Source organism: Bacteroidota bacterium, assembly GCA_034723125.1.
Lineage (GTDB): Bacteria > Bacteroidota > Bacteroidia > CAILMK01 > JAAYUY01 > JAYEOP01.
In genome coordinates this window covers 1-8,872 of sequence record JAYEOP010000048.1, presented here as the reverse complement: position 1 = coordinate 8,872, position 8,872 = coordinate 1, and the positions used below count along the sequence as shown (strand labels likewise).

Annotated in this window: 8 protein-coding genes and 2 tRNA genes; 4 read left to right on the top strand and 6 right to left on the bottom strand. The window is 29.8% G+C overall.

Translation table 11 applies throughout. The annotated features are described in order from the left end of the window. Positions 1-488 precede the first annotated feature (488 nt). From U9R42_01650 to U9R42_01640, 3 genes are all read right to left on the bottom strand, one after another. Positions 489-1,808 (bottom strand): ATP-binding protein, encoded by a 1,320-nt coding sequence (locus U9R42_01650; GenBank protein ID MEA3494718.1) that lies wholly within the window; start codon positions 1,806-1,808, stop codon positions 489-491. Positions 1,809-2,062: 254 nt separating this feature from the next. Then, a tRNA-Leu gene (locus tag U9R42_01645) sits at positions 2,063-2,147 on the bottom strand. A 24-nt stretch (positions 2,148-2,171) separates the two neighbouring features. After that, positions 2,172-2,243 (bottom strand) — tRNA-Gly (locus tag U9R42_01640). 128 nt (positions 2,244-2,371) lie between these two features. Here U9R42_01640 and U9R42_01635 point away from each other — a divergent pair. Next, on the top strand, positions 2,372-3,322 hold the full coding sequence (locus U9R42_01635; protein MEA3494717.1) for a glycosyltransferase family 2 protein: 951 nt from the start codon (positions 2,372-2,374) through the stop codon (positions 3,320-3,322). Between the two features lie 34 nt (positions 3,323-3,356). Further along, entirely contained in the window at positions 3,357-4,400 is a 1,044-nt protein-coding gene (locus U9R42_01630; GenBank protein MEA3494716.1) for an endonuclease, read from the top strand. 36 nt (positions 4,401-4,436) lie between these two features. Here U9R42_01630 and lgt read toward each other — a convergent pair whose 3' ends face one another. The 3 genes from lgt to ruvC form a co-directional block, all read right to left on the bottom strand. Next, positions 4,437-5,258 (bottom strand): prolipoprotein diacylglyceryl transferase, encoded by an 822-nt coding sequence (gene lgt, locus U9R42_01625; GenBank protein MEA3494715.1) that lies wholly within the window; start codon positions 5,256-5,258, stop codon positions 4,437-4,439. A 12-nt stretch (positions 5,259-5,270) separates the two neighbouring features. Beyond that, positions 5,271-6,209 carry a diacylglycerol kinase family protein gene (locus tag U9R42_01620; GenBank protein MEA3494714.1) on the bottom strand — a complete coding sequence of 313 codons (939 nt, stop codon included), beginning with the start codon at positions 6,207-6,209 and terminating at the stop codon, positions 5,271-5,273. A gap of 104 nt (positions 6,210-6,313) precedes the next feature. Continuing rightward, complete coding sequence (gene ruvC, locus U9R42_01615; GenBank protein MEA3494713.1) at positions 6,314-6,868, bottom strand: crossover junction endodeoxyribonuclease RuvC; 555 nt, start codon at positions 6,866-6,868, stop codon at positions 6,314-6,316. A 120-nt stretch (positions 6,869-6,988) separates the two neighbouring features. On the opposite strand from ruvC, the gene U9R42_01610 reads away from it, so the two are divergent. Then, complete coding sequence (locus U9R42_01610; GenBank protein ID MEA3494712.1) at positions 6,989-7,894, top strand: DUF2279 domain-containing protein; 906 nt, start codon at positions 6,989-6,991, stop codon at positions 7,892-7,894. 16 nt (positions 7,895-7,910) lie between these two features. Further along, on the top strand, positions 7,911-8,867 hold the full coding sequence (locus tag U9R42_01605; protein ID MEA3494711.1) for a lysylphosphatidylglycerol synthase domain-containing protein: 957 nt from the start codon (positions 7,911-7,913) through the stop codon (positions 8,865-8,867). The last annotated feature ends 5 nt before the right edge of the window (positions 8,868-8,872 follow it).

Below are 8,872 nucleotides of genomic sequence, written 5' to 3'. Positions count from 1 at the left end.
TCAATATTCGATATTTTCGCGACAATATATATGCTGAGCGGTCATAAACTGCGTTTTGCTATATTGTGTAAACGAATAATAATCAACACGTTAAACATAGTGCCAAAGTTCAAATTATGACCAGTCGAACTATAGTTTTCGTTAAGTAAGGTGTTCTGAGTTCAAAGAGTGTTTATAAACAAAAACAAGAATGAAAGACTCCAACAACAAAATTTCCAAATAATGAAATAAAATATGCATGCAACTATTTTGTAACTAATTTTGTCATAAATATTAAATAAGGAATAGCATTAATGCTGAATGAAAAAGAATTAGTTAAAAAACATATAGGATGGCAATCATTATTCCTATTTGATAATTTTAAAAGTCAGGGAGTTTATGAAAATCAAATAATTTTAATTCAACATTAATTTTAAAGTCCCGCCTTTTTTAAAAAGTGGGACTTTTTTTTGAGTTGATTTATCTTGAAAAATTCGGATGGCGAAAATTTATATTTCATCAATTCCACTAATAAGCCATTTCCATAATGGCATCATAGTTATTGTTGCTTTTGTTCCAAACCATTCATCTTCAACTTTCCTGTCTTCCGATCGGGTTATTAAAATAAGCTTATCACAATTCAACTCTTTTGAAGCGGTTATTAATGCTCTTAATTCTCTTTTTAATGTATCTTGGTTTTCAATATCAAAACTTACTTGTACAAGAGCTATAGTTTTTTCTTCTTTCCTTATTACAAAATCAACTTCATAAGAACTGTCAACTGATTTCCAATAATATACTTCTTTATCGGTATTGAAAAGCGAAGATGCAACAGTATTTTCATAATACCATCCTGTGTTTTTAGAAAACTTTGTTGATAATGCGGAAAGAAAAATCCTGTCAATACAATATACTTTTCTTGGGAGCATCATGCTTTTTCTGACCTTGAATGAAAAACAAGTCAGAAAGCGAAAAAAATACGAACCTTCAATAAACCCAATATATTCGGAAATAGTATTTTTTCCAATGTCTATCTGCATGCTTTTTATACTATTATACATTTTTGAAATTGTAAATGTCTGTGATTGCACTAATTGTTTGATAATTGTTTTTAATGCAAAAGTATTTTTAATAAGGTTTCTTTCAATAATGTCTCTGCTGACAACAGTAGCAAAATAACTTTGTGCTATATCTTTGCTTAAATTATTATTTTCAAGGACTATTTCAGGTAATCCGCCATCAAATATAAATTCGTCTAATAGTTTTTTTAATTTAATAAAATCAGATTTCCGATATTCAATGTCAGTTAATTCTTTATTAAAATCTTTAAAGTTCAGAAATTCTTTAAAGTTTAAAGGTGAAATATAAAGCTCAATAAAACGCCCCCTTAATTCTGTCGGAATTTCTGCTGATGACATTTTTGAATTGGAACCTGTAACGTAAAACCTAAAATCAGTGTTGTCATACATTCTACGAAGCCATTTGCTCCAATTTGGAATCAATTGTATTTCATCTAAAAGAATAAATTGAGGTGGATTGGGATAAAACTCTAAAATAGCTTCCGATAGACCTGTTAAAAAGGAGGTTTCTATTGGAATTCTTTCATCTTCAAAATTTATGTATAACACATTTTTTGGGTTTTTCTTTTGGAGTTTTATAGCCAAATCAAAAAGCAATGTTGTTTTACCTACACGTCTGAAACCTGTAAGAACAATTATTTTATTTATTTTAGTTTTGCTATAAACTGTCAAATCATATTCACGTGGCTTTGAAGATTCAACTTTCTTTTGTTGCCATTCATAAAATAGTGTTTTGTAAAGATTATCCATAATTCGTTTTAAAAACAAATTTAGATAAATTTGTTCTGATAAAAAACAAATTTAGATAAAAAATATTTCGGACGGCAATCATTATTTCTATCTGACAATTTAAAAGTCAGCTCATAGCTCTATTCTTCTAAAGGAAAAAGTTGGAATTGCTTTTTTGCTTTGATAAAGCTTTTAAATTAATTTTTTAGATAAACAAAATCATTCATAATTCGTTAATTTCTAAAAAGGATATTTTGTTTTGAATTTAAAATAAGTACCCGGGGAGGGACTTGAACCCTCACCGCTTTAAAGGCGACAGGATTTTAAGTCCTGCGTGTCTACCAATTCCACCACCCGGGCATTATTTAAAGAGCGTAAAAAATGAGCGGGAAACGAGATTCGAACTCGCGACCCCAACCTTGGCAAGGTTGTGCTCTACCACTGAGCTATTCCCGCAAAAAATTAAGGCACAAATATAGTAAAATTTACTTACTGCAAATTTTTTTTATTCAAATTTTTTCTGCATTTTTAAAAATCATGCATGTACTTTTGTATTCTCTTATTTTGAACAAAAGAATACAATTATGATGATAAGTGGATTTACAATGGCAAAGAATGTTTCCAAGCTTTATTATCCTATAAAAGAATCAATACAATCAATTTTACCAATAGTTGATGAGTTTGTTGTTGCCCTTGGAGATTGTGATGAAGATGACAAAACAAGAGAAATTATAAACAGTATTAATTCTCCTAAAATAAAAATAATTGATACTAAATGGGATATTGAAAAATTTCCTGACGGAATGGAAAATGCACATCAAACCGATATTGCCAAAGAAACATGTTCAGGGGATTGGCTTTTTTATCTTCAAGCTGATGAAGTTGTACATGAAAAATATCATGAAACAATTAAAAACAGATGCAAAGAGCTTTTGAATAATACGGAAATTGAAGCCTTACTTTTTAATTACATTCATTTTTATGGAGATTATAAGCATTACTTAAATTCTCATGGATGGTATGCTCAAGAAATTAGAATTATAAGAAACAATAAAGATATTCATTCATTTCGTTCGGCTCAGTCATTTAGAAGAATCCCTGATTTTGATGGTAAAAGTTATAGAAAAAAAGAAGGAAGCATAAAATTGAAAGTTGCCAAAGTTGATGCTTACATTTATCATTACGGATGGGTAAGACCTCCGAAATTTATGCAAAAAAAGAAAAAAGCACTTGATACAATTCATAAAGGGAAAGAAACAGTTGCGGAAATGTACGACAAAGTACCTGCAGAATTTGATTACGGACCTCTTGGTCGTCTTCCAATTTTTACAACAACACATCCGAAAGTGATGAAAACAAAAATATCAAAATTTGACTGGGGTAAGAAATTAGATTACGCAAAGAAATCAAAAAAAAATAGAAAATTATTTAAACATGAGCAACTAAAATACAGGCTACTAACCTTTGTTGAACAAAAAATTTTAAATAAAAAACAACTTTTTGGTAATTCAAATTGGGAAATTATTAATACTTGATTTATATTTGCGGCAATTAGTTCAACCAAAAATTATGAATAACAAACTTATTATTATCCTCTTTTTCTTTTTACCATTTTCCTTGTTGGCACAAACAACAATATTTTCGGGGCAAAAAGGAAGTACCTTAATCAATAGTCTTTATTTAAATTACAAACCTTCAATTGTATTGAGCTATAGCAATGCAAGAGATGAGATGTGGGGAGCAGATGCTGATAAACATGGAGGTAAATTAGTAGGTGTTTACACAGGATTTACAATTACAATTGATCCAAACGGAGAACATCCACGAACTGAAGCTTATAACAAAGGAATTAATTGTGAGCATACATGGCCAAAAAGCAAGGGAGCAGGTAGTGGTAATGCAGAAAGCGATCTTCATCATCTTTTCCCTACTTTGGTGCAAGCAAACTCAATACGAGGAAGCTACCCTTTTGCTGATATTCCTGATGACCAAGCAGACAAGTGGCTTATAGATGACAATGTTCTTACGTCAAAACCAAGTTCAAACATTGACGATTACAGTGAATTTGATAATTCAGGATATTTTGAACCACGCGAAGATCATAAAGGAAATGTTGCTCGAGCAATGTTTTATTTTTATACAATGTATAAATCACAAGCCGACCAATCATTTTTTGAACAACAAAAAGAGACTCTTTACAAATGGCATTATCAAGATCCTGTGGATACTGATGAAATATGGAGAAACGATTTCGTTGCCTCAAAACAGAGTAACAAAAAAAATCCTTTTATCCTTGATTCTACTTTAATAAGAAGAGCATATTTTCCAGATTATTCTTCAATTGACGAGGAAGAAAAAGAACCGATAAAAGTGTTTCCAAATCCTTTTCATGAAAAAATTTCCTTTTCATTTGAAATATCACAACCTTCTTATGTTCAAATTTTGATTTTTGATAGCAAAGGAAAAATTTTAAAAACACATTTAAATTTTTATACTGAAACAGGAAAATATGCTTTTGATTTTATGACAGATGAAATGGATGCAGGCTATTATTATTATAATTTTATTTTAAATGATAAAGAAAAATCAGGTGAGATAATTAGGATCAAGTAATAGATTGATTATTCATTTTATTAAAATAGATTTTTTCTAAGAGGCACTAAATAGCTCTCCTTTCTTTTTTAATCTAAAATAAAAATATCCAACACCAATAAGTACAAAAATAGAAATAAATTGTGAGTGGGAAAGAACATTGTCAATTATAAAACCTCTTGCACTATCACCTCGGAAAATTTCTATGATGCTTCTTCCTATTGCATACAAAAACATATAAATTAGAAACATTTGTCCATCAAACTTTTTTCTATTTTTTATAAGGAATAAAACACCCATAATTACGAGAAGCATAAAAATAGAGTATAGCTGAGTAGGATGTAAAGGGACATCTTTAGGGTTGGCAGCACAAGAAGGATTTGAAAAAGTTACTCCAATCCAACTATCAGTAGGAACACCATGGCAACAACCGGCATTAAAGCAGCCACATCGTCCAAAAGCATGAACAATTGTTGCTGTAATTGCAATAATATCAAGCATTGGTAAAACAGGCATTTTCTTTTTCTTGAAAAAAATTATCATTGTCGGAATGGCAAAAAGTAAGGAGCCATAAAATACAAAACCACCCGAAAATGATTTTATCATATTTGCAGGAGTGCCAAAATAATATTTTACATCCTCAAAATAAAAGAAGATTTTTCCACCTACAACAGATGCAAGAATCAAAAATAAAAGTAAGTCGCTCATAGTTTCAGTACTAATACCGAGTTGCTTTTTTGCCTGATGGGAAGCGTATAAAAAAGAAGCTAATATTCCCATTGCAATACAAACTCCGTAAGTATGTACCGTAAGTGTTGCTGTGTTAAAAAGATTTTGTAAAAATTCGGGTAATGGTATTGTGAAAAGATCGGGATGCATAATAATTATTTTTTAAGGTTTAAATTCTTTGTCAATTACAACATTCAATGCTTTGGTGATAATCCCAAATTTACAAGGAGAATGTCCAAGTGTTTCTCCATCAGCTTCCAGATAAACAGTTTTCTTGGAAACTAAAGTAACTAACTTTGCTGTGTAGGTATTTACACTTGGGTGATTTATGAAAGTACCGTCATAAAGGTTTTTCACATTTCGTAAAACATCAAACTTGCCAATTTTATTAATAATGGTAACATCAAGTAAGCCATCATCAGGAATTGCATTTGGCAATTGTTTCATTCCGTTTCCATTGTATTTGCCAATTCCAATTCCAAGGCTGAATAACTTGCCATTAATACTTTCATTATCAATTTTTATTTCAAAGTTTTTAATTTTATAATGTATGAGGCTTAAAAGAAGATTCCTCAAGTATGTCAACGTTCCTCCCTTGCCTTTTATTTTTTCTTTATTTACTCTTTTTACAACACTTGCATCAAAGCCCATTCCTGCAATATTTATAAAATATCGTTTTATAACTTTCTCATTGTTACTGAATTCAACAGTTCCAATGTCTTGAATAAAAGTATTTCCTGTTTTAATAACTTTTATTAATTCTTCATAATTTGTAGGTAAATTATATGTTTTTCCCCAGTCGTTTCCTGTGCCAATGCCAATTGATGCAAGAGTTATTTCATTAGAATTACAAAATTTTTGTGAAAAAATTCCATTAACAACTTCATTAAGTGTCCCATCTCCCCCAACAGCAATAAAATTTCTATAACCTTCTTTTACAAATTCTTTTGTAAGTTCAATAGCATGTCCTATTTCTTTTGTAAAAATATGTGAAAAATTGATGTCATATTTTTTTAGCAATGATGATATTTCATCCCAGTCTTTTTCTCCTTTATTTATTCCCGCATTCGGATTTACAATAACTTTCCACTCTTCAATCATTATAAAAATTTTGTGTTTAAAAAACTAAGCAAAAGTACATTAAGTTAGCGTTATTTCAGAATTTGATTTGCTTAATTTTTGAATTGCTAATTTTTATGAATATTTCATTTTACTTTATCAGGATTGTTTTTTATAAAAGAACTCCATGAGTTACTGCTATTCGAATTACTGCCTTTGATTTGATTGCCACTAAAATGATGTGTTACTGCTGCTGCCAGTCCGTCTGTTGCATCAAGGTGTTTTGGGATGTGTTTGATATTTAGCATGCTGATTAGCATTGATGCAACTTGTTCTTTAGATGCATTTCCATTTCCTGTAATTGATTGTTTTATTCTTTTCGGTGCGTATTCGGTAATGGGAATATCACGGTAAAGTGCTGCCGATATTGATGCTCCTTGTGCTCTGCCTAGTTTCAACATTGATTGAACATTTTTTCCATAAAAAGGTGCTTCAATAGCAAGCTCATCGGGTTTGTAATATTCAACAAGATGTAGAGAACGTTCAAAAATATGTTTTAATTTTAACAAATGTGTTTTGTATTTGCTTAAATGAATAACTCCAAAAGTTATCAATTCCATTTTTTTACCATCGGATTTTATTAGTCCGTAACCCATAATTGTTGTTCCCGGGTCAATCCCTAATATTACTTTCTCTTGCATAAATAAGTTTTCAATAAGATTTTAAAGATAGTAAAAAGTTAAAGAATAAGGTTAAAATATTTTACTTTTGTAGCAATTTTATTTTTTAAACTTACTAATCGTGGTTACATTTATTGCAAAATGAAAAAATATTTCACATTAACATTAATTTTATTGATAACAGTAATTTTTTCAGGCTTTAGCCAAATCAAGGAAAAGGAGTATAATTCTAAAAAGCTTATTACTGTAATCTCTTTAGAAACTGTTGGTTATACAGTTAGTATGATTGGACTTTACAAGCTTTGGTTTTCTGATTACCCTATGAGTACGTTTCATATTTTTAATGATAATGATGGCTGGGAATCTATTGATAAATGCGGACATACTCTTACTTCATATTATGTAGGAAAAATTGGAATGGAAGCACTGAATTGGGCAGGTGTAAAAAGGAACAAAGCGATTTGGTATGGAGGAACGCTTGGCTTAGCATTCATGACTTCTGTTGAAATTTTTGATGGTTATTCTGATGGTTGGGGAGCTTCTCCCGGTGATATTATTGCTAATTTTACAGGAGCAGGATTATTAATAGGGCAAGAACTTTTATGGAACGAACAAAGATTAAAACTTAAGTTTTCCGACCATTATTCAGAATTTCAAAAATATAATCCTGATGTTCTGGGACATAGTTTTGCAGAGCGGATGTTAAAGGACTACAACGGACATACTAACTGGTATTCATTAAATGTTAAGTCTTTTTTACAAGAAGAATCAAAATTTCCTAAATGGCTAAATTTTGCTTTTGGCTATGGTGCAGATGGATTGCTTGCAGGCTATGGAAACCCAACCGAAGTTGACGGAAAGCCCGTTCCTCATTTCGAAGTATATAAACAATTTTATTTTGCTCCTGATATTGATCTTAGTAAAATTGAAACTAATTCAAAAATTTTGAAAATTCTTTTTTCAGCATTCGGCTTTATAAAATTCCCTGCTCCAACACTTGAATACAACAAATTTGATAACTTAAAATTCCATTGGCTATATTTTTAATTTTAAAAAATTTAATTTGATTAACAAAAACAGAATAAAACATTTTTCACTTAGTTTCCTCAAAATATTGATTTTTGTTGCCACACTTTATTATCTTTATTTTAAAGTTATTTCAACTGATAAATTCAATGATTTTTTTCATCAGTTTACTTTTCTTTCCACAAATGATTATTTAATTATCGCATCAGTTTTGATTTTGATGCTTGTCAATTGGGGAATAGAAACATTAAAATGGAAATTTCTTATTTCGAAAATAGAAGATATAAAATTCTTAAAAGCTTATAAAGCTGTTTGGAGTGGTGTTACAATAAATAATTGGGTGCCAAACAGAATGGCAGAATTTCTGGGAAGAATATTCTTTATTACAAAAGGGAATAAAGCAAAAGCTGTTTTTTCTACATTAGTGGGTAATCTTTCTAATATGCTGATAACATTTTTATTCGGTTCAATAGCTTTGTTGTTTTGGTTAGATAAAATTTCAATTCTAATTGTAATATTATTGATTCTATTAAACTTATTACTTGGAATTTTATTTTTTAATGTTTCAATATTTACTATTCTTTTAGAAAAAATTAAGTGGCTGGATAAATTTAAAAAACATGCTGATATTCTTAGAGAATACAATAAATCCGAATTACTTCGTATCTACTTTTATTCCCTTATTCGTTATTTAACTTATGCAATTCAATATTTTTTACTGTTAAAGGCTTTTGGTATTGAAGTAAACTTTTTTACAGGAATTACAGGAGTAGCATTAATTTTTGTAATTCAGTCAGTTTTGCCTGCTGTAACTTTTACAGAAATTGGAATTAGAGGGGCTGTCGTTATTTTTGTTTTTGAAAAATTCAGTTCAAATTTTGCGGCATTGCTTGCTGCTGCATATTTATTGTGGCTCATAAATATTATTATTCCAACTATCTTTGGAGGGATATTTATTCTTACTTTGAAAAGAAATAATCAAGAAAAAAAATGATGGCT

Excerpts from the sequence above, each read along its gene's own strand:
- U9R42_01610 (MEA3494712.1), top strand. The coding sequence starts at position 6,989 with ATGAAAAAATATTTCACATTAACATTAATTTTATTGATAACAGTAATT.
- U9R42_01620 (MEA3494714.1), bottom strand. The coding sequence starts at position 6,209 with ATGATTGAAGAGTGGAAAGTTATTGTAAATCCGAATGCGGGAATAAAT.
- U9R42_01630 (MEA3494716.1), top strand. The coding sequence starts at position 3,357 with ATGAATAACAAACTTATTATTATCCTCTTTTTCTTTTTACCATTTTCC.
- lgt (MEA3494715.1), bottom strand. The coding sequence starts at position 5,258 with ATGCATCCCGATCTTTTCACAATACCATTACCCGAATTTTTACAAAAT.
- U9R42_01650 (MEA3494718.1), bottom strand. The coding sequence starts at position 1,808 with ATGGATAATCTTTACAAAACACTATTTTATGAATGGCAACAAAAGAAA.
- U9R42_01635 (MEA3494717.1), top strand. The coding sequence starts at position 2,372 with ATGATGATAAGTGGATTTACAATGGCAAAGAATGTTTCCAAGCTTTAT.
- ruvC (MEA3494713.1), bottom strand. The coding sequence starts at position 6,868 with ATGCAAGAGAAAGTAATATTAGGGATTGACCCGGGAACAACAATTATG.